Source organism: Janthinobacterium rivuli, assembly GCF_009208735.1.
Taxonomy (GTDB): domain Bacteria; phylum Pseudomonadota; class Gammaproteobacteria; order Burkholderiales; family Burkholderiaceae_D; genus Janthinobacterium.
The window spans coordinates 53186-80173 of record NZ_WFLJ01000018.1 but is presented as its reverse complement, the minus strand read 5'-3'; the positions used below and the strand labels follow the sequence as shown (position 1 = coordinate 80173).

18 protein-coding genes are annotated in these 26988 nt (G+C 59.4%); 11 read left to right on the top strand and 7 right to left on the bottom strand.

Annotated features, from left to right (window positions below; all coding sequences use genetic code 11):
• Window positions 1-56: 56 nt before the first annotated feature.
• The 9 genes from GCN78_RS22400 (at window position 57) to gluQRS (ending at window position 12239) form a co-directional block, all read left to right on the top strand.
• Complete coding sequence (locus GCN78_RS22400) at window positions 57-2198, top strand: type VI secretion system Vgr family protein (RefSeq protein WP_152253673.1); 2142 nt, start codon at window positions 57-59, stop codon at window positions 2196-2198.
• 2 nt (window positions 2199-2200) lie between these two features.
• A complete protein-coding gene (locus GCN78_RS22395) occupies window positions 2201-3499 on the top strand; it encodes a DUF2169 family type VI secretion system accessory protein (protein ID WP_152253672.1) in 1299 nt (432 codons plus the stop codon).
• Window positions 3496-8490, top strand: a complete 4995-nt coding sequence (locus tag GCN78_RS22390; RefSeq protein WP_152253671.1) for an RHS repeat-associated core domain-containing protein — start codon at window positions 3496-3498, stop codon at window positions 8488-8490. The genes GCN78_RS22395 and GCN78_RS22390 overlap by 4 nt, the downstream gene beginning before the upstream one ends.
• Window positions 8491-8946 carry a hypothetical protein gene (locus GCN78_RS22385; RefSeq protein WP_152253670.1) on the top strand — a complete coding sequence of 152 codons (456 nt, stop codon included), beginning with the start codon at window positions 8491-8493 and terminating at the stop codon, window positions 8944-8946.
• Between the two features lie 188 nt (window positions 8947-9134).
• Entirely contained in the window at window positions 9135-9557 is a 423-nt protein-coding gene (locus GCN78_RS22380; RefSeq protein WP_152253669.1) for a hypothetical protein, read from the top strand.
• Window positions 9558-9861: 304 nt separating this feature from the next.
• On the top strand, window positions 9862-10275 hold the full coding sequence (locus GCN78_RS22370) for a VOC family protein (protein WP_152253668.1): 414 nt from the start codon (window positions 9862-9864) through the stop codon (window positions 10273-10275).
• A gap of 52 nt (window positions 10276-10327) precedes the next feature.
• The gene (locus GCN78_RS22365) at window positions 10328-10783 is read left to right on the top strand and encodes a hypothetical protein (RefSeq protein WP_152253667.1); all 456 of its coding nucleotides are present in this window, start codon (window positions 10328-10330) and stop codon (window positions 10781-10783) included.
• A 12-nt stretch (window positions 10784-10795) separates the two neighbouring features.
• Window positions 10796-11197 carry a hypothetical protein gene (locus GCN78_RS22360; RefSeq protein ID WP_152253666.1) on the top strand — a complete coding sequence of 134 codons (402 nt, stop codon included), beginning with the start codon at window positions 10796-10798 and terminating at the stop codon, window positions 11195-11197.
• 127 nt (window positions 11198-11324) lie between these two features.
• Complete coding sequence (gene gluQRS / locus GCN78_RS22355; protein ID WP_152253665.1) at window positions 11325-12239, top strand: tRNA glutamyl-Q(34) synthetase GluQRS; 915 nt, start codon at window positions 11325-11327, stop codon at window positions 12237-12239.
• A gap of 74 nt (window positions 12240-12313) precedes the next feature.
• On the opposite strand, the gene GCN78_RS22350 is transcribed toward gluQRS, so the two are convergent.
• Entirely contained in the window at window positions 12314-14545 is a 2232-nt protein-coding gene (locus GCN78_RS22350) for a TonB-dependent receptor (protein ID WP_152253664.1), read from the bottom strand.
• A 519-nt stretch (window positions 14546-15064) separates the two neighbouring features.
• Between GCN78_RS22350 and GCN78_RS22345 the strand changes: the two genes are divergently transcribed.
• Together GCN78_RS22345 and bla are read left to right on the top strand one after the other, a co-directional pair.
• Entirely contained in the window at window positions 15065-17743 is a 2679-nt protein-coding gene (locus GCN78_RS22345; protein WP_152253663.1) for a hybrid sensor histidine kinase/response regulator, read from the top strand.
• Window positions 17736-18629: a class A beta-lactamase gene (gene bla / locus GCN78_RS22340; protein ID WP_152253662.1), complete on the top strand. Its 894-nt coding sequence runs from the start codon at window positions 17736-17738 to the stop codon at window positions 18627-18629. Before GCN78_RS22345 ends, bla begins: the two co-directional genes overlap by 8 nt.
• Here the strand turns inward: bla and GCN78_RS22335 are convergent, their stop codons facing one another.
• From GCN78_RS22335 to GCN78_RS22310, 6 genes are all read right to left on the bottom strand, one after another.
• Complete coding sequence (locus GCN78_RS22335; RefSeq protein WP_051992096.1) at window positions 18630-19064, bottom strand: DUF695 domain-containing protein; 435 nt, start codon at window positions 19062-19064, stop codon at window positions 18630-18632.
• 38 nt (window positions 19065-19102) lie between these two features.
• On the bottom strand, window positions 19103-19765 hold the full coding sequence (locus GCN78_RS22330; RefSeq protein WP_152253661.1) for a hypothetical protein: 663 nt from the start codon (window positions 19763-19765) through the stop codon (window positions 19103-19105).
• Between the two features lie 85 nt (window positions 19766-19850).
• Window positions 19851-20117, bottom strand: coding sequence for a PAAR domain-containing protein (locus tag GCN78_RS22325; RefSeq protein WP_152253660.1), 267 nt, complete (start codon window positions 20115-20117; stop codon window positions 19851-19853).
• 13 nt (window positions 20118-20130) lie between these two features.
• Window positions 20131-21588 carry a type VI lipase adapter Tla3 domain-containing protein gene (locus GCN78_RS22320; RefSeq protein WP_193316829.1) on the bottom strand — a complete coding sequence of 486 codons (1458 nt, stop codon included), beginning with the start codon at window positions 21586-21588 and terminating at the stop codon, window positions 20131-20133.
• A gap of 219 nt (window positions 21589-21807) precedes the next feature.
• Entirely contained in the window at window positions 21808-24099 is a 2292-nt protein-coding gene (locus tag GCN78_RS22315) for a T6SS effector phospholipase Tle3 domain-containing protein (RefSeq protein WP_152253658.1), read from the bottom strand.
• An 18-nt stretch (window positions 24100-24117) separates the two neighbouring features.
• The gene (locus GCN78_RS22310) at window positions 24118-26913 is read right to left on the bottom strand and encodes a type VI secretion system Vgr family protein (protein WP_152253657.1); all 2796 of its coding nucleotides are present in this window, start codon (window positions 26911-26913) and stop codon (window positions 24118-24120) included.
• Window positions 26914-26988: the final 75 nt, after the last annotated feature.

The window sequence follows — 26988 nt, the reverse complement described above, 5'->3', positions numbered from 1 at the left end:
CCAGTGTTCGCTATTGCTACAGTCCGTCAACGATTCCTACCGTGAAGCGATGTGCGATGAGCCAGTTCCCCGATACGACGGCGGCATGGACGGCATTACTGGGCGACATGCAGGGCCAGCGCCTGCTGCGCCTGCACTTTCCGCATGGCGACGGCCCGGCCCACATCCAGTTCCTGGCCAACAGCTTGGACGCCAGCGAAAGCCTGTCGCGCGATTTTTCCTATGTGGTGGAAGTGCTGTCCGACGACGCCGCCATCGCGCTCGACACAGTGATGGGCAAGATGGTGACCATCGAACTGGTGCGCGAAGACGGCACCTTGCGCTACTTCAATGGTTACGTGTTCGAGTTCCGCTTCCTGCGCACGAACGGCGGTTTCGCGTTTTACGAGATGGTGCTGGAACCATGGCTGTCGCATCTGCACTTGCGGCAAAACAATGTCGCCTTCCACGGCTTGACGGTGGCGGCGCTGACGGACAAGGTCTTCGATGATTACCTGATGCGCGACTACAGGCTGGCCGCCAGCGGCCCGGATCCCGCCATCACCTACGCCTGCCAGCACAACGAGAGCGATCACAACCTGCTGCACCGCCACTGGGAACAGCTGGGCTGGCACTACCGCTACGAACACCGCCTTGACGGCCACACCTTGTGGCTGTCCGACGACAGCACATCCGGCAAGCCCATCGACGGTGATCTGAGTGAAATACCCTTCCAGCACCAGGCAGGTTCCCTGGAAGATGATGGCGTGCATCAATGGAGCACGGTGCGGCGCATGGCGCCAAGCCAGATGACGGTGGCCAGCTTCAACTTCAAGAATCCGCGCGGCGCCCGCGCCAGCCGCGACTCGTTGAACCGGCAAGGCGCCGTGCCGTCCCTGGAAGTGTATGAAAACACGGGCAGCTACGGTTTCAAGAACCTCGACGATGGCGAGGCGCTGGCGCAGCGCCGCATGGAAGAGCGTGATGCCCACGGCCAGCTGTTCGAGGCGCAGGGCAACGACCGCACGGCGCAACCGGGACGCTGGTTCACCCTGGGCGGGCATTTCGACAGCGCGGCCAGCGAGTACCTGATCCTGTCCGTGCACCACTACGCCAGCAACAACTACCAGCAAGGACACGGCGCCACCTCGCACTACAGCAACACATTTACCTGCATCGCCCGCACCGTCCCCTGGCGCCCCGGCCGCAACTTCCACAGCCGCGAACCGAAGATCTACGGCGTGCAGACGGCCACCGTCGTCGGGCCGCCCGGCGAGGAAATCCACACGGACGGCTACGGACGGGTAAAAGTGCAATTCCACTGGGACCGCCTGGGCACCTTCGACGACAAGAGTTCGCCGTGGATACGGGTGATATCGACCTGGGCCGGCCCGAATTTCGGCCACATCAGCCTGCCCAGGGTGGGCATGGAAGTGGCCGTGCAATTTCTCGACGGCAACGTCGCCATGCCCCTCATCATCGGCTGCGTCTACAACGCGCGCAACATGCCGCCGTGGGAGCTGCCGGCCAACAAGACGCAGAGCGGCATGCTGAGCCGCTCCTCCAAAAAAGGTTCGACCGCGCACGCCAACGCCCTGCGTTTCGAGGACCGCAAGGACGCGGAAGAACTGTGGCTGCATGCGGAAAAAGACCAGCGCATCGAGGTTGAACACGACGAATCGCACTGGGTGGGCAACGACCGCCGCAAGACCGTCGACCGCGATGAAACCGTGCACGTCAAGCGCGACCGCACGGAAACGGTGGACCACGATGAAGATATCACCGTGCACAACAACCGCCGTGAGCGCGTCGACCATGACGAACACATCGACATCGGCGACAACCGCCGCGAACACGTGGGCGGCAACGAGCAGGTGCAAATCGACGGCCACCGTTCGGAACGGGTGACCCTGGCCAAGGACGAAACGATCGGCCTGGCCAAGGTGCTGACCATCGGCGCCGCCTACCAGACCACCGTCATCGGCGCCATGAACACCACCGTGGTGCTGGCGCAGGCCGAGCAGATCGGCCTGGCGAAAAGCGTCATCGTCGGCGCCGACAGCACGCTCACGGCCGCCGACTCGCACACGATGACGGTAGGCACGTCCAGCATCACCATCACGCCGGGACGCATCGAACTTGTTGCCGATGAAATCATCATCCGCGGCAGGTCCAAGGTACAGATCCATGGCGATGACATCGACAACAATCCGGGCTGACGATGAACGACGCCGGCACCGCCCATTTCAACATCCCCAACCTGCTGTTCGACAACCGCACGCCGCACGCGGCCAGCCAGTTCGACATGGTCGACCAGTTTGGCAAGGCCTTTCATGTGGTGGTGGCGCGCATGGGCTACACGCTCGGTCCCTGCGGCGCGGACGGCCTGGCCAGCCTGCTGCCTGTGGCGCGCCAGTCGCCGCTGGCCACGCAAGACCGGCACCTGGCCGGCGACACGCAGGCGGGCACCGTGCTGGAAAGCGACTTCGCGCCCTATAAACCGCGTTGCGACGTGATCATCAATGGCGTGGCGCACGCGCCGCGCGGCCAGGCCATGCCGCAATTTCTCGTCAATATCAAGGTGAAGTCGGAAAAGAAGATTCTGGTCGACAAGACCCTGCAAGTGAGTGGCGAGCGCGCCTTCCGCAAGAAAGCCATGCTGACGCGCCTGGCGCAGGGCTGTGCCCGCGTCGCCACGATGGGCTTGCTGCGGCCCAATCCGTGGCAGCTATCCGCACCGGTAGCGTTCCTGCAATTGCCGCTGCACTACAGCTACGCGTATGGCGGGCAATGCCGCATCGAGGCCGATGACTGCAACGCGGCGGCGCACGATTCCTGCCAGGCCAACCCGCTGGGACGCGGTTTCGCGCGGCACTGGTACCTGGATGTGAAACAGATCGACGAGGTGCCGGCGCCCCGTATCACGCACCCGTCGTTGCCGTGCACGGCCGCCCAGTTCTGGCAAGGCGCGGGCGGCAAGGAACTGCCGCCACCGGCGGGTCTGGCCGTTATCGGCCGTGGCTGGCTGCCGCGCCGCGCCCTGGCCGGCAGCATCGTCGTCAAGGATCAATGGGATGCCGACGACATCCCCGCCCTGCCCGAGGACTTCGATTTCGCGTACTGGAACAGCACGCCGCCCGACCAGCAATGCCCATACCTGGCCGGCCTGGAACAATTCAGCTTGACCAATCTGTGCCGCCACGACCATCGCTCGGCCCGCATCGACCCGCGCGGCAACACGGTGCTGCGTTTCGCCTTGCCACGGCAGGTGCTGTGTTTGCTGCTGGCGGACAAGAACGACCAGTTGCTCGTCTGGCGCCTGGCCATCGATACGGTGCTGGTCGACCCCGAGGCGGGCACCGTGGAACTGGTGTGGCGCGCCATCGTGCCGGCCGACGCCGGCCAGGTCGCCTCGCGCCTGTTGCACGTGATGAAGCCGGCGCAAATCGCGCGCATCGAACTGCTGGAGCAGGTGCAGGAAGCGCTAGGCGAAGCCGCCGGGCAAGGCAGGAAACCATGACGAATGAAACCGTCACCAAGGCCTCGCGCTTCTATTGCGTCAGCCTCAGCCCCGACATTTGCAAGACGCCCGTCGGCTCCAGCACGCCACCTATTCCCTACAACATCATCGGCGAATTTTCAGAGGCGCAGAACGCCTCGCCCAACGTCAAGTCGCACAGCGAACCCGTCATCCTGCACCAGCGCAGCATCATTCCCACCGTCAAAGGCGACGCGGCCGGCAAGGCGGGCGGCGTCAAGAGCGGCACCGTCGGCAAGCAGGTCGACACCAAGGTCGCCAGCCCCATCCACCGCGCCAATGGAGCCAAGCTGGTGCAGATGGGACGCGAAGTATGGATGAATTCGCGCAATACGGTGGGCAAGATTTATGAACGGGGCGCGGAAGCGGCCAAGCCCGCGCTCAAGGAACTGAAGGCGGCGATACGGGAAGCGGCACAAGATTACAAGGATCATGGCTCCAAGAAAATGCATGGCACCGCCGAAGATCTGGTAGACGTGGGAGGCACCGTTCTGACAGGCAGCGCCGTGCTGGGAGTGGCTGGCGTTGGCGTGGCGGCCACGGGAGTCGGCGCCCCCGTTGCCGCCGCGATGGAAACGGGGGCGGCGGCAGGCGCCGTTGCCGGCACGGCGACCGTTGCGACAGGCACGGCCATGGAAGCGTCGGCCACGGTACTCGACCAGGCGGCCGACTACATATTGACAGGCAAGACCCCTGATTTACTCAATACGGCCTCGGACATCGTCACGAATGCGGCAGGCACATTACTGCAAGCGGCGCTCTTCAGCAAGATTCCCGGCGGAAAAATACTGAGCAAGTTCCTCGGCAAAAAGGCGGCGCCGACCATCAACAAGGTCAAGGACAAGCTGGTCGGCAAAAAGCCGGACAAGCCGCCCCAAAAACTCGACAAACCTCCTCCAAAAAACGGCGGCGATGACGGCAAGAGCCGTGGCAGGAAAGAACCAAAATCGGAGCCGCCGTCCGACTGCTGCCCCAAGGATAGCGGGCCCGCGAAAAAACCCGTCAAGGGCCGCAAACCCGTGCATTTCGGCACGGGCCAGGAAATCCTGTACCAGACGGATTTCGTACTCGAACGCAGCATCCCCATCGCCTGGACGCGCTGCTACCGCTCCGGCGCCGCATGCGAAGACGGGGGCTTGCTGGGTGCGCGCTGGTCCACGCCCTATACCACCAGCCTGTCGCTGTGCGATGCCGGCATCGTCTACCACGACGACAGCGGCCGCGCCCTGCGCCTGCCGCACCTGGAACCGGGCCAGCGGCACGACAGCCGCAAGGAAGGTTTTACGCTCACGCGCGACGGCGCCGACACCTTTACCGTGCTGTGGCGCGACGGCAGCATCGACCGCTATGCGCGCGCTGAAGGCGGCTGGCTGCCGCATGGCTACGACGGCGTCAACGCCATGCTGGCCCCGTCCGCACCCATCGCCACGCAGCGCTTTGCGCTCGCGCGTAGCGAAGGGCGCGATGGACGCGGCATCAGCATCGACCGCTTGATCGATGCCAAGCCGGGCGAAGTGCTGCTGCGCCTGCGCAGCGACGATGGCGGCGTGCTCGAAGCCATGCGCGGAGCTGAGGAAACGGCCATCCACATCGGCAGCATCGACGAGGTATTGCCCGACGGCAGCCGCCTCTGCCACGTCCGCTACGCCTATGCCATCGAGACGAACGATGCCCAGCCGCCCTTCCCGCCACGCTACAACCTGGTCAGCCAGTCGAATGCGCTGGGCGATACGCGCCGCTATGCCTACCGGCACCACCTGCTCACGTCGTGCAGCAGCTACACGGGCTTTGCCTACGAACTCGAGTGGATCAGCCTGGACGCACTGCGCGCCCGCTGGAGCGGTTCTCCATGGAGCGAACCGGAGCTGGCCGAACGTTTCCCCGTCACCCTGGCCAACAGTTACCAGGCGCGCGCCATCGCCACCCGGGCGTGCGATGGCAGCGAGCACATGCGCATCGATTACGTGGACAACGACACCAGCCGCGTCACGGAAAACGGCGGCGTCCTCGAATACACATTCGATGCCAACTGGCTGGTCACCGACGTGCGCCGCGTCATCGACGGCAAGGCCGCCTCGCTGGGCCGGCGCGAATGGGACCGCGATGGCATGCTGCTGGCCGATATCGATGCCAACGGCGCCGCCATGCGCTATGCCTACGATGCGGCCGGCAACCTGACCCGCAGCACCGATGCCAAGGGACACAGCAGCAGCATCGCATACGATGCCGGAAATCAACCTATCGCCTTCACGGATGCGCTGGGCAACACCACCCTGCGCGAATACGACGCGGCAGGCCGTCCCGTCAGCATCACGGACGCCCTGGGCCACGTCACGCGCTACCGCTACGACCAGCGCGGCCAGTTGGTGGAACTGATCGACGCCAGGGGCGGCAGCAAGCATTTTCAGTACAACCGCCAGGGCTGGTTGACCGCCTACACGGACTGCTCCGGCCATACCAGCGAATACCGCTACGATGCGCTGGGGCGACTGGAAGCGGCTCGCGATGCGCTGGGCCATACCACCCGCTATGCCTATGACGCGCTGGGCCGGCTGATCCGACTCACGGCGCCCGATCAAACCCGGGAGCAATACGCCTACGATGCGGACGGCAATTTGCTCTTGCACGAGGATGGCGCCGGCCAGCAGACGCGCTACCGCTACAACGGCCAGGGCTTGCCCGTGGAGCGCACGGACGCCATCGGCCAGACCGTGCAGTATCGCTACGATGCCGCGCTGCAACTGACGGAATTGATCAACGCCAAGGGCGAAAGTTATCAACTCGCGTATCACGCGGAAGGCTGGCTGACCTCGGAAACGGGCTTCGACGGCAAGCGTACGCAATACAGTTACGATCAGGCCGGCAACCTGACCGCCAGCGAGTGCGGCAGCCAGCGCACGCAGCTGCTGCGCGACGCGCTCGGCTTGTTGCAAGTCAAGACCACGGCGGACGGCGTGGTGCGCTACGCCTACGATGCACTGGGCCGCCTGACGGCCGTTTCCGCTCCGCAAGCCGAACAGCGTTTCTTCCACGATGCGCTGGGCCAGTTGACCGAAGAGCGCAGCGCCTGCTTTTTGCAAACGCTGCCCGAGATGGCCAGGCTGCCCAATGCCCCGCGCGTGCCGGATGCCAGCTTTGTCATGACGCACGCCTATGATGAGCTGGGCAACCGCATCCAGACGGTCTTGCCGAACGGACGCCGCATCGATACCCTGCGCTATGGTTCCGGCCACTGGCATGGCGTGCTGTGGCAAGGCCAGACCGTGGTCGATGTCGAGCGCGACAAGCTGCACCGGGAAAAGCAGCGGCAGCTGGGCAGCAGCGGTTTGCTCGCCACGCGCCAGTACGACCCGCAATCGCGGCTCATGCAGCTGACCCTGGCGCGTGGCGCCGACGCGCCCAGCCCGTTGCGCGAACGCCGCTTCGACTACGATGCGCAAGGCAACCTGACCACTATTTTCCAAACGGGTTCCACGGCTGCCGGCCCGCTCGGCAAACTCAGCTACGCCTATGACCCCGTCGGCCAGTTGCTGTCCGCCGTGCAACCGGGCCTGGCCGAACACTTCGCCTTCGACCCGGCCGGCAATCTGCTCGACACGGCTCCCGCCCCCGGCAACGTCCTGAAACACTACAGCGATACCGAATACGATTACGACGAGCAAGGCAATGCCACCGGCAAGCGCTTCCATCCGTCGGGCAGGGAGTCGACGTGGAGCGATCTGGCGCTCGAATACGACGCCGAAAACCGCCTCAGCCACGCCACCAGGACGGAACGCCAATCGCGCCACCACGCCCGCTATTTTTATGACGCCTTCAGCCGCCGCATCGCCAAACGGGTAGAGGAAGCACGCTGGAGCAATCGGCAAGACATCACCAAAGACCAGCCCGCACGCACGAGCGCCGCCACCACCTTCTTCGTCTGGGACGGCGACACACTGGCACAGGAACTTGGGCACGAAGAAACGGTCACATATTTGTACGAGCCAGACAGCTTCGTGCCGCTGGCCAGGATTGGTTCGCCAACCTGTCACCAGGCAAGCGCCGTTCACCTGCCGCGCGTCGCGCAATGGGATTTACCTGCCACCCGGAACGACACCGAACTCCAGGCAGCCATTACGCAAGAACAGGCGGACACCGAAGCGCAGCATGTATCGGCATGGCAACGTATCCAAGCGGCAGCCGACGACGCGGCAGAACGCGACCGCATCACCCACTACCACTGCGACCACCTGGGCACGCCGCGCGAGCTGACGGATGGGCAAGGAAACGTGGTCTGGAGCGCGCGCTACAAGGCTTGGGGGCGCCTGCTGCACACTGAGGGAGAAATCGAACAGCCGCTACGGTTTCAGGGGCAGTATGAGGATGGAGAAACGGGGCTGTTTTATAACCGTTACCGCTACTATGATCCGGATGTAGCCAGGTACGTGACGCAAGATCCAGTTGGCTTGCTTGGTGGATTAAATACATATAAATATGCACCAAATCCCACTGGCTGGAATGACCCATTAGGATTAGCAAAAAAATGTGCAAAAAACACACCATGCAATCCTTGCATTGGTAAAAATCCATCCGCTTCAGCAACAAAATGGCAAGGTAAGCCGCCCTACCCAGGAGTCGATGCATATACAAATATTGTTTTAAAAAAAGGGACTATCTTATATTCCCTCTATCCGTATGGTCCCAAACCCGGAAATTATTACAGCGACAGAATGACCCTTATTTCCGCAAATGGAAGCGCATTGGCATACAATAATTTAACGCAAATCTCACATTCCGGAAACACTCCAGGGGCGCGACCGATGAGAGATCAGGTTCAAGCATTCAAACTATCGGAAGATATCTGTGCAGGCACGGGAAAAGCATTGGCAAATACATTACTAGGCGCAGGAGGAGGAAATCAATACTTTATTGATGATTCAGATATATCAAAACTCAACGCTAACGCAAAAATATTTAAATTTCCGAGGCCATAAATGAATATAAATAAAAATACTGGAGATATTGAAATAAATGAGAATTTTCACGTAAACAAAAACACATCAACCAAAGAAATAAAAAACATGAATTTTCTTGAAAGTTTTGGGAAAATAAATGAATTTGAAACATATAGCATGAAAAATATTAAATTTCTCAATCTGGAAACAAGAGTAAATTTCAGATTTAAAAATGGAATTCTCTACATTATTGAAATAATCTGGACAGATGGAATAACACACAGACTTGGATATGACTCCAGTCATTCGGACATGATCAATGAAAAAAAATATCTAAGCAAGTTAATTTCAAAGTCACTAGGTCAATCAGCTGAAACATCGACAAAGTATGAAGATTTTTTTTCTTTCTCGTGGGGATACATAATAGTCAAAGCAGATCAAAAATCATCACTTTGCTCAACAATGATAATATATGGCAAAAATACAAACATATGATAAAGAATAAATATTAATTAACAGAGTACTCCAATAAACCTTTCCTATTCCGATAGATATATGGAAAAAAATACACCCAACATAATTCCTCTCCGCTTATTTTTATGCAAAATCAGAAAACTATAGGGTAAGCCTGGTTGATGAGAAAAATAAAATGATAAAATTTCATAAAATTAAAACTATTTATCATGGATACATTTCCTGATATTAAACTTAAAAATGGATATTTTTCCGCAAAAGAATCGATCATTCTATGTAGAGGAATGAAAAGAAAAAATCTACACTCGATGGATCAAGACTGGGAAACATGGATAAAGCATGAGGAGGAAGTTATCGCCTACAAAACAAGTTTCAAACTAAAAAATTTGAAAATAATAGTTATTTGTTTTTTTGAGAAAGATGATGGCCCCATAAAATATTGGGATTTTGGTCCTGAAAATTGGATGGATGGTTTTCAGTCTAAACCTGAAGGAAAATACACAAGAAGTTTGAGACGTTGGTTTCTGGATGAGTTTGGCGTCAAACTGCCGCAATCAGGAGAGTGGGGAGAAATAGACGCCTGTCACGACCCGCACAATCACACTACATCAGTTTTTTGTGCCTATCAATAAAACAAATATTGAATTCGGATAACTATGTGCATAAATATTTCAGATGCTGCACAAGAGATGTCAATTTTAAACATTCCATCAAATGCCTTTTCGATTGGCGATCCAAGTCAAGATGAAAGTTTGTGCCTCAGAGAAAGGAATGGACATTGGGAGGTTTTTTACTATGAACGAGGAATAAGGACAGGGCTTCGAACTTTTAGAGAGGAGCATGAAGCCTGTGAAAATTTTTCATCCAGAATAAAATCTTGGTTCAGGTGATTTGCAATAATGTTTCCCGCATTCGCCCTCAACTACAATGCCATTCATGGAATCCAGAAAAGAAACTCCCATTTTAGATAGCATCAATATAGGAATATATTGCCTGAATTTTGACGAGGCAAAAAATTTTTACATTGAGAATCTCGGATTTTATATTACGATGGATAGCACTATTCAATGTGATTCAGGTACCAGTCGTCGACTGACGATGGCGCACGAATCCAACAAAAATTTCTCAATAGAATTCATCCATCCTTCAAGCATTGAGCAAGCACATCACGTAGGTAGCAAAGGTGGTACGATTAATTTATTTACTTTACCAACGAAAAATATTGACATACTCAAGGAGCGACTGGGGAAAACTGCTTTTTTTGTCAATTATGTAGAGGCTCCCTACGCGAGTTTTCTAAGCGTGGAAGATCCGATGGGAAACAATATTTGCCTCTACGAACCGTGCTGACCACTGAGATCATTCATTTCAAGATGCATTATTAAAAGTCACGCATAATAAAGTGAAAAAAATTGAAATGCCAGGCTATATTTTTGATTTCATTGATGGATCACTGATCATCAATGGAGAGGTTACATTATCGAAAAAAACTCCAGCAAAACATTTCATGAACAAAATTGTCAATACATTTCATATCCAACCCAGGACAACAGGACCAGGAGTATATGTTTTTGAAATTAATGGCTGGATAGGCGACCACATTGTCGAGTTAATTATTGCAAAAGAAAAGCTCTTCAAGATAGATTGCATATTGATTCATTATTTTGAAAATAATTCTGTGGGCAACGGCGTGAGTGAATCATCGTTAGTCAAAAAAATTCAACTAAAGTCTGGCATTCCCGGTCAGACGATGGGACTATCAGAAATAGTATTTCAATTTTCGTGGGGAAGCATTATCGTACAACATGACATTAAAGCATCATCTTCCTGCATAATCTTACGGTACAAAACAGCCTGAAAATTAGCCATCATGTCGAAAATAAATGAGGATTACAAAATAAATGAGGATTACAAATCGCACGTCAATATAGAAAAATCGATAGAGGTGCAGCAACGAATAATGGAATTCATAAAAAATGGTGCAGCTTTTTTCCCAAAATCAAGTGATATACGATGGCTGATTTTATTGAAGAAACTACCTCTAAAATTAAAAATATGTATCTTTGATGAAATTTCTTTTGGAAATTCCTTGATAGCATTGCATTCTTCCGACTGGCCAGAGAAGGGGAGCGTTGTAGCGCTATTAAATAGCAAGTTCAGAACGAAGGAATTCGACAAGGATTTCCATTTCAGAGCGCTCAACGATCCGCATTACTGTAACGAAGAAATTTCATATGCGGAAGATAACGTTACGTATTTGATTATAAATTAGATAACAACAAGAATAGGCCAAGATTTGACTTGACCGACGCCCTGCACGATACTTGCCGCTGTCGCCAAAGCTCTCCGCCCGTAGCAATCAACCATCAGCAGCTGTCACCACCATCCACACTCACCGCATGCCCTCCTCCCCCTACATCGGCCGCTTCGCCCCCTCTCCCTCCGGCCCACTGCACATGGGTTCGCTCGTTGCCGCCATGGCCAGTTATCTCGATGCGAAGGTGCATCATGGAACGTGGCTGCTGCGCATCGAGGACCTGGACTATGACCGCAATGTCGAGGGTGCCGATCTGGGCATCCTGGCCAGCCTGCAGCGCTGCGGCATGCAGTGGGATGGCGAGGCGACGTGGCAGAGCCGGCGGCTGCCGCTGTACGAGGCGGCGCTGAAGCAGTTGCAGGTTGATGGCCTCGTGTATGCGTGCGGCTGTTCGCGCAAGGAGATCCAGGATTCAGTGCTGCAGGCGGGCGGGCCCAAGGGCGCAGCTACCGTGTATCCGGGCACTTGCCGCCACGGCTTGGCGCCGGGCAAGGCGGCGCGGGCCTTGCGGCTGCGGGTGCCGCAGGGAGCGGATGCCGTGTACGCTTTTGCCGACCGCTGGGCCGGTCCGCAGCGGCAGGATCTGGCCAGCGAGGTGGGTGACTTCATCGTGCTGCGCGGCGATGGCTATTGGGCGTATCAGCTGGCCGTCGTCGTCGACGATGGCGCGCAGGGCATCACGCAGGTGGTGCGCGGCGCGGACTTGCTCGATTCCACGCCGCGCCAGCTGTATCTGCAGGATGTGCTGGGGCTGCCCCATCCCGGCTTTTTGCACGTGCCCGTCGTCACGAACGATAGTGGCGAAAAACTGTCGAAGCAGACGGGCGCCCTCGCCTTCGATACGGCAAGCAATGCTGCCGACCTGCTGGCCTCGACCTTGCTGCCGGCCGCACGCTTCCTCGGCCTCGACGTGCGCGCCGAGTCCATCGACGATTTCTGGCGGCAAGCGATTCCCGCGTGGGCGCAGCGGCTGGCGCAGCTTCCCGAGCACCCATAAAAAAACCCGCCACGGCGAACCGGGCGGGTAGCAATGCAGGCGCCAGCACATGGCCGGCACCTGAAGTCTGGCAATTAGAAGTTGCCTTTAAATTGCACCCCAAACTGACGCGGCTCATTGATGAAGCCCGTGCGGTTGTTGAAGTCGATGGCGCCCGTGATGCGCTGGGTGTCGGTGATGTTGCGGCCAAAAACGGCCATTTCATACTTGCCGGCATCCCAGGTGTAGCCCACGCGCAAGCCACCTTCGACCATCGGCTTGCCGGTGAACTCGGTTGCCTCATACAGGAAGAAGTTGATCTTGCTGCGGTAAGCCCAGTCCGTGAAGACGAAGAATTCGCCGTTTTCCATCGGGATCGAATAGCGGCCCGTGGCGGTGATCGTCCACTTCGGCGCTTGCGGCAATGGATTGCCATCGATGATGGCACGGTTGCCGGTGGTCAGCGGATCGGTCACGGTGCAACGCGTCTGGGCGCAGGTGGCGATCGACAGGCTCGGGTCCTTGATTTCCGTGAAGTTGTAGCTGCCGCCCAGGGACATCTTCAGGCTAGGCGTGACAAAACCTTCCAGTTCCAGCTCGGCGCCGCGGCCATTCGTCTTGGCGGCATTGATCAGGCGCGTCACGTTCGACGTACCGCCCACCACCGTCAGCTGCTGGTTTTTCACCTGGTAGTCGTACACGCTGAACGCCACGCGGGCGCGGCGGTTGAACAGGTCGGCCTTGATGCCCGCTTCGTACGAGGTGATGGTTTCCGCATCGGCCACGGTGACTGGCACGCTGGTGCTGGCCGGGGCGATACTTGGCGCGCGGAAACCGGTGGCGATACGGCCGTAGAAGTTCACATCCTTGTTGTACTTGTAGGTGCCGCTCAAGTCCCAGTTGACCTTGGCTTTGCTGACATCGGCGCTGGTCGGGTTGACCTGCACGATGTTGGTCGCTTGCACCGTATTGAAATCCTTCTTGTCCTTGGTGTAGCGCAAACCGGCACGCAGCATGAAGTCATCATTGACGGCGTAGTTGACGGAACCAAACGTTGCCCACGCCGAGTTCTTCTGGCGGCTGGCCAGGTGCGTGGTCAGTACGTGCGTGTTGGTATCGAAGTTGTCGGTGAAACCGTTGGCATCTTCGTTGAAGTAATACACGCCTGCCTGCCAGTTGAGGGGACCGGCATTCTTCGATTCGGCGCGGAACTCTTGCGAGTATTGCTTCACGCTGGTGATGCCACCGGCCGTTTCAACCTGGAAAGGAATGAAGCCGGGACCCGTCGGGGTGCCGCCGTCGATGTCGCCATGCGACACGTAGTTGCCAACTTGTTCAAAGCCGGTGATCGAGTACAGTTTGATGCCGTCCAAGTCCCAGCTCAGGCGGGCGCTGGCGCCGTTGGTGCGCAGGCGCTGGAAGTTCGGTGCGTTCGTGAACGACTTGTTCGGATCGAAGCCATCGACGATATCGTTCGTGCCCTGCTTGATCATGTTGGCGTAGAAGATGCGCGCGCTGCCCGTGGTGTTGCGCTGGTGCACATTGAACAGGGCGTTGAACATGGCGTTCGGCGCATACAGCAATTGCACGCGTTCGGCGTGTTCGTTGTAGCCGTCCAGCGCATTCTTCTGGCCCGTAAACGTGTTGTCGACGTAGTCGTCGCGGTGCTGGCGCAGGGTCGAGAAACGCAGCGCCCATTCTTTGCTCAGCGGCACGTTGACGGCGCCGTCGAAGTTGGTGGTGTTGTGCGTGGCGGCGGAAACGTTGTAATAGCCTTCGACCTTGTCCAGGTTCGGCTTGACGGATTCGAACTTGACCACGCCGGCAGGCGTATTGCGGCCGAACAAGGTACCTTGCGGGCCGCGCAGCACTTCCACGCCAGCCACGTCGAAAATCGGATAGCCCTTGAGAATCGGGTTTTCTTGCACGACGTCGTCGTAAATCAGGGAAACAGGTTGCGATGCAAAGATGTTGAAGTCGGTATTGCCGTAGCCGCGGATGTAGAAGCGGGGGAAGGTGCGGCCGTTCGACGATTCCACGTTCAGGCTCGGCACTTTGCCGGCCAGCACGCGGATGTCTTGTCCACCGGACACCAGCACGTCGAGCTTTTCATCGCGCAGCAGCGACACGGAGACAGGCACGTCGCGGATATTTTCCTTGCGGCGCTGCGCCGTCACGGTCACGGTTTCCAGCTGGCTGGCGGCAGGGGTCGTATCAGCAGCGACTTCATCAGCGTAAGCCGAGCCGATAGGCAAGGCAGCGGACAGTGCCAGCATGGCGGCGCTTTTGGCGCACAAACGCTTGTGCATCTTGGACATCTTGATCATGTTGTTTCCCAGAAGTTTAAAAAAGAATTGCGAAACCTGTCTCCGGGTTATGTACGGCGCTGGATGATCGTTTGCACTATTTCGGTGCAACAGCGCGAGCGGATGTTTCTCCGCTCTCGGCGTCACTGGCTCTGCCCTGGCTGTCGTCCAAGCTGACAGCGGTCTGGCCGCATCTCCGGGATGTCTGATGAACACCAACTTTTAAGTAAGGCGCCAATTTAATTCAAGCGCCTGATGCGCTGCAAGAATATTGTTATGTAAAATATTCATTCATCAACATAAAGGCCTGACTAGTGGTTATTCAGCCACAATAGCGTCCCTGTCTTGCGATTTCCTTGCTATTTCCCCCGATGACTTGTCGCATGGCGCGACTTTTTCGCCAACCCAGGGAAAGTGGAATTGGCGTCCTGCAAGACAGCCCAGAGCGTAAAAATAGTTGTAATATCGCCAGAATTGCGCTGCCAGGCCGCTCCATTCCAGTGCGGCGGCAGCTCCCCTGCACCATCGTCGATCGCCTCCATGCCAGAACCCAGCCAGCCCAGCAACGCCGTCCCGTCTTCCACCGTCGCCACCCAGGCGGCGCATCTGCTGCTGAGTGCCCATTGCGACATCGTCTGGAGCACGAAAACCTTCGGCCAGTTCGATGCCGACCAGCCATCCTGGCGCGCCTTCACCGGCCAGACCGAGGCCGAACTGCTGGGCCGCGGCTGGGTCAATGCCCTGCATCCGGACGACCGCAACTTGCCTTACGTCATGCCGTCGCACCTGAACAGCGTGTTCGAAGCGGAATACCGGCTGCGCCACGTCAGCGGCGCCTACCGCAACATGCTCGTGCGCATGCTGCCCGTGCTGGCGCCCGATGGCAGCATTCTTGAATGGCTGGGCTCGCATTGCGACGTGACGCAGCAACGGCAGACGGAACAGCGGCTGCGCCTGGCCATGCAGGGCGGCCGCATGGGCACGTGGGAGATCGACCTGGGCAGCGGCAGCATGACCGGCTCCGATGCCTTCAAGGCCAATCTGGGCTTGCCGCCCGACAGCCACATCGACTACGCACAACTGACGGGCGCCATGCTCGACGGCGACCTGCAGCAGTGGCAGGCGGTGGTGCATGCAGCCATCGCCAGCGCCAGCGATTTCGAAATCGATATCCGCGTCCGCTGGCCCGATGGTGCGCTGCACTGGGCGCACATGCGCGGCACCTGCGCCAGCGACGGCGCCGGCAACGTGATAGCCCTGTCCGGCATCTCGCTCGACCTGACGACCAGCAAGCGGAACGAGGAAACCCTGCGCCTGACCCTGGCGGCCGGCGAAGTGGCCACCTGGAACTGGGACATCGTGGCCGACCGGGTCACGGCCGACAGCAATATGACGCGCTTGTTCCCCGTCCATGCCGATGCGCCTCCGGTGGCGCCGCTGGCGCGCTACCTGGACCTCATCCATCCCGATGACCGCGAGCAGGTCAGCGCGCAGATTGCCCAGGCGCTGCACGCGCACACGCCGTTCGAGGCCAGCTACCGCGTCGGCGCCGGCGATGGCCAGTACCGCTCGGTGATCGCGCGGGGACGCGCGGAGTACGCGCCCGATGGCACGCCCTTGCAATTTCCAGGCGTCCTGCTCGACATCACGCGCCAGAAACAGGTGGAAGATGCGCTGCGCCGCAGCGAGGAACGCTACCGCACCTTGATCGAGCTGATGGACCAGGCCTTTTGTGTGATCGAAATGCTGTACGACGAGCAAGGCCGCCCCATCGATTTCCGCTACCTGGAAGGCAACGCCTCCTTCGTCAAGCAGTCGGGGCTGGTCAATGCCATCGGCAAGACCATCCGCAGCTTCGTGCCCGACCATGACCAGCACTGGTTCGACCTGTACGACCAGGTCGTCAAGACTGGCGAACCCGTGCGCTACGAAAACGAAGCCGTGGCCATGGAGCGCTGGTTCGAGGTCTTCGCGGCGCGCCTGGGCGGCCCCGACAGCCGTCTGCTGACGGTGCTGTTCAGCGACATCAGCGAGCGCAAGCGCTCGGAGCAGCAATTGCGCCAGCTGGCCGACAACCTGTCCGAGATGGACCGGCGCAAGACGGAATTCCTCGCCACCCTGGCGCACGAACTGCGCAACCCGCTCGCGCCCATCCGCAACGGCTTGCAAATCATGCGCCTGGCCGCAGACAAGCCCGCCACCGTGGCGCGCGTGCGCGACGTGATGGAGCGGCAAGTCAATCAGATGGTGCATCTGGTCAACGATTTGCTGGACGTGGCCCGCATCACGCGGGGCCAGATCGAACTCAGGCTGGAACGCGCGGACTTGAAATCCATCATCGCGGGCGCCGTGGAAACGAGCATGCCGCTGATCGAAGCGGGCCGCCACCAGTTGCAAGTAACACTCGATGAGCAGGCGCTGCCGCTCGAGGCCGACCCCACGCGGCTGGCGCAAGTGCTGGGCAATTTGCTCAACAATGCCGCCAAATACACGCCTGCCGGCGGCCATATCAGCTTGCGCGCGGTACGTGATGGCGACGAGGCGCTGATCGAGGTGCAGGACAGCGGCGTGGGCATCCCCGCCGAGTCGATCGCCACCGTCTTCGACATGTTCACCCAGGTGGGACAGAACATGGGCCGCGCGCAAGGCGGCCTGGGCATCGGCCTGTCGCTGGTGCGGCGTCTGGCCGAGCTGCATGGCGGCAGCGCCACGGCGGCCAGTCCCGGCGCCGGCCTGGGCAGCACCTTCAGCGTGCGCCTGCCTCTGCTGGAGGAGGAAGCGAAGGCGCCCGCCGCACCGGCCGCGCCGGCCGGCGCCGCCAACGGTCCCTATTTCCGCGTGCTGGTGGTCGATGACAATGTCGATGCCGCCGATACGCTCGCCGCCGTGCTCGACATGATGGGCCATGCTACGCAAGTGGCCCATGACGGCGCGCAAGCCCTGGAGATGGCGCCACAATTCTTGCCAGACGTCATCTTCCTCGATATCGGCTTGCCCGGCATGAACGGCTACGAGGTGGCGCGCGCGTTGCGCCAGACACCGGCCGGCGACGCCGCCGTGCTCGTCGCATTGACGGGCTGGGGGGCCGAAAACGACCGCAGCCAATCGAGCGCGGCCGGCTTCGACCACCACCTGACCAAACCGGCCAGCCTGCTCGCCATCGGCGAATTGCTGGCCACCCTTTCCACTCCGAAAACACCGACAGAAAACCATGACTGAATCCCTGAACCACGTCCGCCGCACCCTCCTGCTGGCCGGCGGCGCTGCCCTGCTGTGCCCGACTCCGCTGCTGTTTGCCGCGCCCGCCACCGGCATCGCCGCCGCCCAGGCGCAGTTGGCCGCGCTGGAACACGCCGCGGGCGGGCGCCTCGGCGTGGCGGCCTGGCGTCAGGGCAGCGAGCTGCGCGTTGCCTATCGCGCCGACGAACGCTTTCCCCTGGCCAGCACCTTCAAGGCCATGCTGGCGGCCGCCGTGCTGGCGCGCAGCGTCAGCCAGCCGGGCTTGCTGGATCAGCACCTGCGTTACGAAAAAAAGGAACTGGTCACCTACTCGCCCATCACGGAAAAACATCTGGCCGACGGCATGAACGTGGCCGACCTGTGCGCCGCGACCTTGCAGTACAGCGACAATAGCGCGGCCAATTTCCTGATGACATTATTGGGCGGGCCGCAAGCCGTGACGGCCTATGCGCGCAGCATCGGCAATACGGTATTCCAGCTGGAACGCTGGGAAACGGAATTGAACAGCGCCATCCCCGGCGACGTGCGCGACACGGCCAGCCCCGCGTCGATGGCGCACAGCTTGCAGCAGTTGTTGCTGGGAAATAGCTTGCCGGCGCCACAGCGCCAGCAGCTCGACGCCTGGATGCGCGGCAACACGACGGGCGACAAGCGCATCCGCGCCGGCGTGCCTGCCGGCTGGCAGGTGGCGGATAAAACGGGCTCGGGCGCGTATGGCAGCGTCAACGATATCGGCGTGGCCTACCCGGCCAGCGGCGCGCCGCTGGTGATCGCCGTGTACTACACGCGCGAACAGAAAAAAGCGGATACCAACCAGGACATCATCACGGCCGCCACGCGCATCGTGACGGCCGCGTTGACCTGATTACTTCGGCAGTGCAGCCATGAAGCCCGCATACGTGGACCAGGCGGGATCGGCCGCGCTGCGGATTTCAATCGGGAACTTCGGACGCGGCGCCAGCGCCGTGTTGAGGCGATTGAAAAACTCTTCGCCCGACTGCGTGTAGTAAATCCATTCGCGCAGGTTTTCACCCGTCGACACCAGCGCCAGGGTGGCGAAGCCGTCCTCTTCCACGACGGGCGCCAGCGCCGCTTCCAGCTCTTCCATATGCTCGCGCTCGTTCGGCGCGGGCATGCCCGTCTCGTCCTCGTAACGCCAGGCGATGATGATGCGGTCCGGCTGCGACGACAGGTCCCAGTCGTCATGGAAGGCGTCAACATAGCGGTAGATGATGGCCATCTCGTCGCTATGCGTGACGATGGTGCCCCAGCTGCGGGCGGAAGTGGAATTTTCGTTCATGGTTGCAACAGTCAAAAAAACAATCGAGGGTGCGCAGCTTACAGCACCGGCGGGCAAGTCACATTCCACGCGTCATACTGGGCGCCGCTCTTGCGCAGCCAGACACGCGCGTAGCTGTCGCGGTCGCTCTTGAACACCAGCGCATAGCGCTCTTCGGCGCGCGGCGCGGCAGCCCCCACGTCGACGGCCGCCAGCGAGAACTTCAAGGCGCGCAGCGGGGCACAGGCCGTGTTACCTGCCATCAATAACCGCGCCCGCTCCAGCAGCGGCTTCTGGTACAGCAGCACGCCTTCCAGTTCCGCATCGGGGACGCGCTGCAGCATGCGCACGGGTTCGGCCACGGGACGGCAGGTGCCACGGTCGAGCCACGCGAAATATTCCATGCCCGCCTCCTGCCAGCGCGCCTGCTTGCCTTCGCCGTGCAACACGAACTTGGTGCGCTGCGTGCGGCACAGCGCGCCATGGCCACGGTAGGGCGACGTTTCCACGCTGCCCACCACTTCGCTGCCATTGCCGCCCACCACGGGCACACTCTCGAACACGGTGCGCGCAGCCGGCTCGCCCGGGTATTGCTGCGCATAAAATTCCAGCAAGGACGCGCGCTGCTGCGCATCCACCACCACCGCCTCGGCGGCACTGGCAGAGAGGCAGACGGCCGACACTACACACAGCGCCAAAGGGCGCACGATATATCTGGGCATGGCATTCCTTCAATCGACATTCAGGGACGGGTATCGCCCAAGCGCAGATTATATAGTTAGCAGGAAATACCAGGAGCGCGCCGCGTCAGGAGGTGCGCAAGGTGGCGCCGCCAGCGAGTAACTTCGCGCCGCAGGTGGTGGTGTCGCCCTCAAAGGCGATGGCGATGCCGTTGATGGTATGTCGGGACGAGCCGCTGGCAATCTTGCAGCCCTGATGTCCCTTGATGGGGCAGCTGCACAGATCCCCGACGCAGGCGACAGCAATCCCATTGACCGTAAAATGCGTGGCGGCACAGCTGACCACCTTGCCGCCGTGCGACGTGGCGTCGCCCAAACGGATGACTTTGCGCATGCTGCCTCCCGTTCTACTTGCCCGCCGAGCCTTCCAGGATGGCTTCCACCGATGGCGCCGCGTAGTTGGCCGGATCGATGGCCGGCGTGACGCGGCTGCGGAAGATATCGCCGCCCGCATCCTGCTTCTTGCGGATTGCGTCCGATGGCGGCGTGATGAAGATGATGCTCGCTTCGTTACTATCGCGCAGATTGATCGCCGCACTGGCGCCGCCATCGCGATAGCTGCCCATCACGCCGATGGCCATCTGCATGAACCAGGTGGCCGCCCCCGTATTGCCCAGGCGACGATCAGTATTGATGAACTGCGCACTCTTGCCGCTATCGATTTCCGGCCCGCCCTGCGCCGCGTAATCGTGCAGCATGCTTTCCAACATCAGCAACTGTTCCGGCTGATCCCCCGTACCCGTCACGATGCGCGCCGGCCCCTTGCCGCGCTGCGCTTCAGGCAAGGTCTGCAGCGCCTGCTGCCAGCCCGCATGGAACAGCTTCTGGCGCTGGTCACGCCGCGTGACGGGCTTGCCCTCCTCATCCACGAACTTGACGAACACGGGCCGGTGCACGAAGCCGAACGAGGGCAGACGGTCGAAGGTTTCCATCTGTTCCCGGTTCCACGGAATGGGAAACCACGGCGTCGGTTTCCAGTCGCGCGGCGGGCGATTTTCCCAGGGATTGAGTTTGTCGAACGTATGCAAGCCGACGCCGCGGATATCGGGCCGCTGGGCGAAGGCGGCGGCGGCGGCGAGCCATTCGGCGACGGTGGGTTGACGAGACATGCTAGAACTGGACCATATTGATTTGACTGGCCTTGCCAATGAACTCTTCAAATCGTAATACATGGCCTTGAAGTGCCCCTGCACAAACTTATTATCAGGATCCTCCCATACGTACGGGCGCAAAGGATCTATTCTTTCGCGGCGCGCCAACACAAACACGGCGGTGGCATCAGGCATCTCGGGGATGTAATAGCCATCCTTTAGTCTCATCGCATCACCCGGCTTGCGACTTCCATCGCGCGTACCCACACTATCTTCGGAATGTACGACAACATAAGGCAGCTCTGGATGTTGGTCGAAAAATTCGAAGACTTCCATCAACAATCGATCCGGTCTCTCATCCAATTTCCAAGGACCTATCGAAAATAAATGTGCCGGCAGACCAATTGTCGATGAACCTGCTACCAGTCCGGCCATCGGCTCGTACAAACTGGGCTGCTCATCAGGATCAAGAATGGGAGAGCCAGCATAAAACGACGGCAAGCCCCAATACATGGGTGTGAAATTAACGCCGTTTTCCAATGCGTCGCAGGCTCGCCCTCCCCCCTGCCCATCTTTATCCATCCCTGTCCAAGGATACTTCGTCGGATCCTGCTCACGTATGCTGGTGTAAGGACTTCCTTTTTGCAAGGCCTCCCACAATTTACCCTGACGGTATTTGTCCAGCGTCACACCCAATCCGATCACTTCCAGCACGTACTCTTTCCTCGGTTCCATAGGATTCTTTGGCTGTTGCGCCTGCAACTGTGACGCAATTTCACGTGCCTGGCTCCTAGATGCGGCACCTAGCCATAACCAGCCAGCAAATAAAATTACAACAACTATTGATATCCCCAACCAACGAAGCATCATCATAGTTCTCACCTTTTTTGGGTCAGCAATTCCGAAGGAAGCACAATCAGTCCAAATAACCTGTTATCGATGCGTCTTGGACACGCCACTTATCTTTTTCTCAGCCACTATTTTCATATTTTTTGTTTGCGATACGACAATCTTCCATAAAGCGCCCGACAGCAATGGAAGTCCTACAGGCAAACTTCCGCTGTTGTAATAGCCAATACTTCCTTCAATAATTGATTGCCGCCATGCTGGCTCAACATCCAGATAAGAAGAATACAAAGCACGAAATCGATGCATTAATAGTATTCCGTCTCTCGGTTGCTCACCTTTCTTCAGCACCTTCACTCGCCAATCCGCCACCGCACACAGATACGCATAAAACTGCGGATCCGACGACGCCTTGCCACTGCCTATGGCCACGTCGTACGCCGTCACCTGGCTATGATTCTTCGCGCTGCCGATAATCGAACTATGAAAAGACTTGGCACTGACTTCCCGCTGCCAGCGCAAGCGTGACTCATTCGGGCTTTCCTGAATCTGCGCCACGACCTTGCTGTCTGGGTAGCGTTTCGCGGAAACAACTTCACGTTGATCCCGCTTGTCTTTCAGGTGCAGACCTTTTTCCTCGTTGTAGCTTGCCGTCATCAATGCCAGCTCTCGTTGACTGAGGTGTTCTTCCCTTTCGGGAAACTTTTGATAGCCTCCCGGGTCGGGACGATATTCGCTACGTATCTGCATGCCGCTTCCGCTCGTCGGTGCTACCGACGCATCGCAGGGGTCGACGTCCTCCGCCGGTCCCTGATCGGCAACGGTACGGTTTCTCATCATGGACGTTGCGGGAATATTGGCGGGATCGATTTGCGAGGTGCCACGCAAGTCGGCAGGTACCGGTTGCTTCAACGCTTCGCCAGTGATGGTGCGCACGCCATTGCGCTGTTCCGCTTTGCTCAACCTGGTATTGACAGGCCACGCCACCGCCTTGTGTTGCGCACGATGACTACGTAAGGAAACTTCCACGTGCGACTGCTCCGTTTCCGTCGGCAGGCGCAACGGAAAATCAAAAGGCGGCGGCTTGCCTACGAACGATACCGTGGTCTTTCCAGTGGCAGGATCCAGCCTGGTTTTGTTGCTGAATACCCGTTGATAAAATCTGCCGCCCAGTTCCGCCAGCGCGCCGCGTACCTGCGAGCGCTCCACCATCTTGGTATGTCCGGAGGAAATACTATACCCATCCAGACTGGATGTTTCCTCTTCCTCTATGAGCTCACTTCCCGTTGCATAATCGGGCACGCCATCCCATCCTATGCCCTGGATGTTATCCAGCGCCACCGTCATGTCTTCGGGACAAAAATACAGATAGACCTTGCGGCGGTTGTCGCGGTCGTCGGCACTCTGCCAGCGGCTGCCGACCATGCCACGATGATCGTCCTTCTTCAGGTCGGCAAACGGCGGCATGCAGGGCTGACCGTTCCCCTTCGCCACGCCGGCAACAATGTTCACCAGGGTCTTCAGGCGCGCGCCCAAGGTCTGCGCACCACTGAGCAGATGGTAATAGGGTTTCATTGCCGCATCTTCGCCGCCGTCGAACCAGGCTGCCCCTCGCATCAACAGCGGCAGGCTATCCACCAGGCTGTACGGCGGATGCGTAAGTATCAGATTATCGGCCGGCGCCAGCCCCTTTTCCATCAGCATGGCTTGCGCCAGCAGCGACAGCAGACAGCCCTGGCTGTGCGCGACGATGCTGACGGTATCATCCGCATCGTAATCGCGGATCATGGAAATGAGCGCGGCCAGCCGTTGGGCCGCCAGCACCATGTACATGCGGCCGGGCGCCGTCTTCAGCGGGCGCAAGGCATCGCCCATGGGGTCCGCAGGCGCATACATGCCTGGACGCCACATATCGGGTAAATTGCTGGTGGCGTTGCCGAAGGGGCCGCCTTCCTTGGACAGGTCCTTGTCGAGACGGTTGCCGTAGCGATCGACGAACTGGCCATTGACGGTGCGGCATTTCTCTCCTACCTCACGGTAGCCCCAGTAAAACGGAATCACGGGGCTGTTGGTGTCCTTGGCAATCGTGCGCTTGAAGAAGACGGCGTCGGGATCGTCTTCCAGCCTATCCTTGTCCGCCGCCACTGGCATGCGGTAAGACGCCGGGGTAAAGCCGCGCCCCAGCCTTTGCGTCAATCCCTCGCACAGGCCATGCTCCACCGCCTTGTAGCTGACGCCCACGTCGTTGACACCATGGATGACGATGATATTGCCCGGCAGGTTGCGGCGTATCTTGACCTTCTTGCACACGCTGCGTTCGCAATGCAGGATCGCCACATCGTCGCCCACCACGTACGGCACTTTCGGATAGCTGCCCATCGCACTCTCCTGGCGTCATCAATCCTTGTTATTGAACACTTCGATGGCGGCCAGGTGCATCGCGGCGCGCTCCAGCACCTCCGTCTTGCCGCCCCCATCGCTGCGGCCATCTGCCGACGAACCGTCGCCCAGCTTCACGGCAAAGTGCGCTTGCGGCGCCAGTTGCGGTTCCTGCGGCACGCCATCGACAGGGCTGTCGTCGCCCTCGTATTGAAAAATGAATTGCTGATCCGCCTTGCCCTCGGCAAAGATTGGCAACTCCACCGCCATGCTCTGCGGGTCATTGAAGACGAAATTGGGCGCATTGAAGTTCAGCGGCGACTTGCTGCCGAAGGTGATGCCGTCGGCGATGCGGATGAACGCGCCATGCTTGGAAATCAACACGATCTCATCGGCCATGCCCGTCAGCTGGCCTTCGCTGGCGGTGAGCTTCAGGTTTTTTGCCGCATTGAGTTCCATATCGTCATGCTGGCTTTGCAGCAGGAACTTGCCATGGTGGGCGATGGCCCGGATGCCGTCCGCATGGGAAAACAGCGAGATGCCCTTGCCCGCGTTCACCCTGTAGCGCTGGCCCGCCACCGCTTGCAGATGCTGCTGCGCCACCGTGTCGATGCTGCCGGCGGCATAGCTGACGATGGCTTTCGAACTGGCAAAACTGATGCCGGCGGGCGCGGTGACGGCAATCGCGGCCGCACCGCCCAATTCGCCACGGGGCTGCGTATTGCTGCCACCTTCCCAGCCTTTCAAGCTCTGCTGCAATTCCTGCTGCGCCTGGTCTTCCTGTTCCATTGCCTGATGCGTCGCGGCATACCTGCCCAGCGAGCGGAACAATTCCAGGCAGTTTTCCATCAGCCCCAGATATTCGCTGCGCGCCATGTGTCCGCCATCGCCATTCAAGCGCTTCCAGGCCGAGAGCAGCATGCCCTTGCCCGCACGCATGGCCAACTGCTCATCGGTACGCAGCTCTGCGCCCTCGCCGCGCGCGTCGCCCTGACCGTTGCGCCGGTCGTGCGTCAGCCAGCCCAGGTTGAGCTGGGTGGAACCGTGATCGCTGGCAAGCTGGGCATTGATCTGTCCATGCACATCGTCAAAGCGCAGCTGATTGCCACGCGTGCCACGGATCTCGCGGCTCTTGATGCCGGACAAATAGCGGTTGGCGGGCAAGTCGCCTGCCTTGCTCAGGGCAACCGGCAGCGCGCTATGGTTGTACAGCTGGCCCACGATGATGGGCCGGTCCGGGTCGCCGCCGAGAAAGTCCAGCAAGACTTCGCTGCCCACGCGCGGCAAGCCCAGGTAGCCGCATTGCTGCATGCTGCCAGGTCCGCTTCCCGCCCAGCTGGACGCGACGCGCACCCAGGCCGAATCGGCATCCGTGTCCGAGGCGCCCGTGCCGCCTGCGTGCTGGTGATCCAGCGTGCGCGTGGCGGGAAAGCGCACCTTGACCCGTCCCATCGCATCGCAATGGACTTCCTCATTGGGCGGCCCTACCACCACGGCGCTTTGCATGGTCACTGACGGCAAGTCGATGCGCGTGTCGTAGGCCGGCACGATGGGCACGCCGCGCCGCACGGCCGTCAGTTCAATCTGCATGCGCAAGGGGCCGTCGTCCACCGCCGCCGCCAGCTCGCGCTGCGGCAACGATGCGTCATCGGCCAGCCAACGGTTGCGCGCAAACAGGCGCTCCACCCTGACGGCAAGCTCCCTGGGTAAATTATTTTGCGCCGCCACCTGCAGCGACGTGACGACAAAATCGCGCTCGACCGCTGGCAAGGCGTCGATGCCGGGGTGCTCGGCCAGGCTGAAGTATTCGCCCGGACACAGGTCGCGCACACTGCCTTCGGCATGAAAGCAATGGCTCTCGTAATCGTGCTGTTGCATGGCCAGCATACCCAGCTGGCACAAGGCCTCATGATCGTTCCCCGCGCGCGGCGGCAGCACGCGGTAATCGTCCAGCGTGGCCGCAATGGCATTGCCATGCATGCCTTGCTGTCCCCGCCCCAAGGCATCGGCGGTCATGAACGGCCGCGCACGCGGGTGTTCCTCATTCCAGCTATGGCGCGTTACCTTGCCCGCCTGCAGCTTGCGCACTTCGCTCCACGACGTCAGGGTGTCGCGCTCTTCGCTTGCCCGGTCTGCGTGATAGCGCACGGTGTCCGCCAGGTTTTTTCGCAAGCCGTCGGCATGATTGAACAGCACCAGGGTATGAGCCGGCTCGGCATGTGCATTCGCCTTGCCCTCCGCACGAAAAAACCAGGCGACGCCGCTGCGCTTGAGCAGGCGCCGCACGAATGCCGCATCGGATTCATTGTGCTGCATGACAAACTCGCGCTGCGGATACGTTTGCGCCTCGAAGAAATCGGCAAACGCATACTGGAAGGCGTGCGCCAGCACGGTATTGCTGCGTATCCATTCGTCGAGCAGGGTCTTGGCGATCTCGATATCCGTGAGGCGCCGGAAGACGCGCGTATTGCAGCGTTTTTCCATGATGGAAAAAGCATCCGTCAGCACCAACTGGTAGCTGGCCAGCCCGCCGTCGCTGTCACCGGCGCTCGCTTGCGTGACAAGCCCGCAGATACTGCGCAGCTGGCCCTGGTCGGTGACGATATCGAGTGCGGCGGGCAAGGCAATCAAACTACTCAGCGGCAAGTCGGCATGCGTCGAGACACACAGCACGCGGTACTCGATGCCGCCACAGATGGCCTCACTGCCGGCGATGCGCTGCGGTATCAACACACCGGCGGGCACCTTGGGCGAAATCCCCAGGCGCAGGCGCAAGGGGCGCTGGGCACCCGATATCGACTCGTCACCGTCCATGGCGTTCTCCTCATGCGCACTGCATTTAGAGCCTATCCCAGTAGATGAATACATCTCCTTACTGGGATAGGCTCT